Consider the following 560-nt stretch of genomic DNA (forward strand, 5'->3'; position numbering starts at 1 on the left):
TGATATGCGCAATCCCCTGTGGCACGACGAGACCGAATTCATACAGAACGGCACGCAGGGCATTCACCAGTTCCGTGCGCTGGTGCACCAGACGCTGCCGGGCCCGGAAAAGAACGCCACGCGCCTGCTGCGCTTCAGTGCGTGGTTCGACAAAGCGCATTTCCGGCTGACGGGCCGCAATGACGATCGCTTCCGCGTCGGCAGCATCGTTCTTCTGGCGCTTCACGAAAGGCTTCACATACTGCGGAGCGATCAGTCTGACCTCGTGACCAGCTCCTGCCAGTTCGCGAGCCCAGTAATGCGCGCTCCCGCACGCTTCAAGAACGACCAGAGCAGGCGGCTGCGTGGCCATGAACTGCATAAACTGCTGACGACGCAGCTTTTTGCGAAACATCACCTCGCCCGCACGCGAAGCTCCATGAACCTGGAAAATGTTCTTTGCCAGATCAACGCCTATCACTGTATCCTTCATCTGCCGTCCTTTCGCGCAGTCGTTTCTTCCAACGACCATTCTGGCACATTGCGATGCCGTGCGGGGAGGACGGCAACCACCCCATCTC

The 560-nt window shown here is 59.1% G+C and carries 1 protein-coding gene; it reads right to left on the reverse strand.

Annotated features, from left to right (window positions below):
- A partial coding sequence (locus GOB85_RS18965; protein ID WP_124326588.1) for an IS110 family RNA-guided transposase occupies positions 1–472 on the reverse strand: 472 nt, incomplete at its 3' end.
- Positions 473–560: the final 88 nt, after the last annotated feature.

Source organism: Acetobacter fallax (assembly GCF_011516735.1).
Classification (GTDB): Bacteria; Pseudomonadota; Alphaproteobacteria; order Acetobacterales; family Acetobacteraceae; genus Acetobacter; species Acetobacter fallax.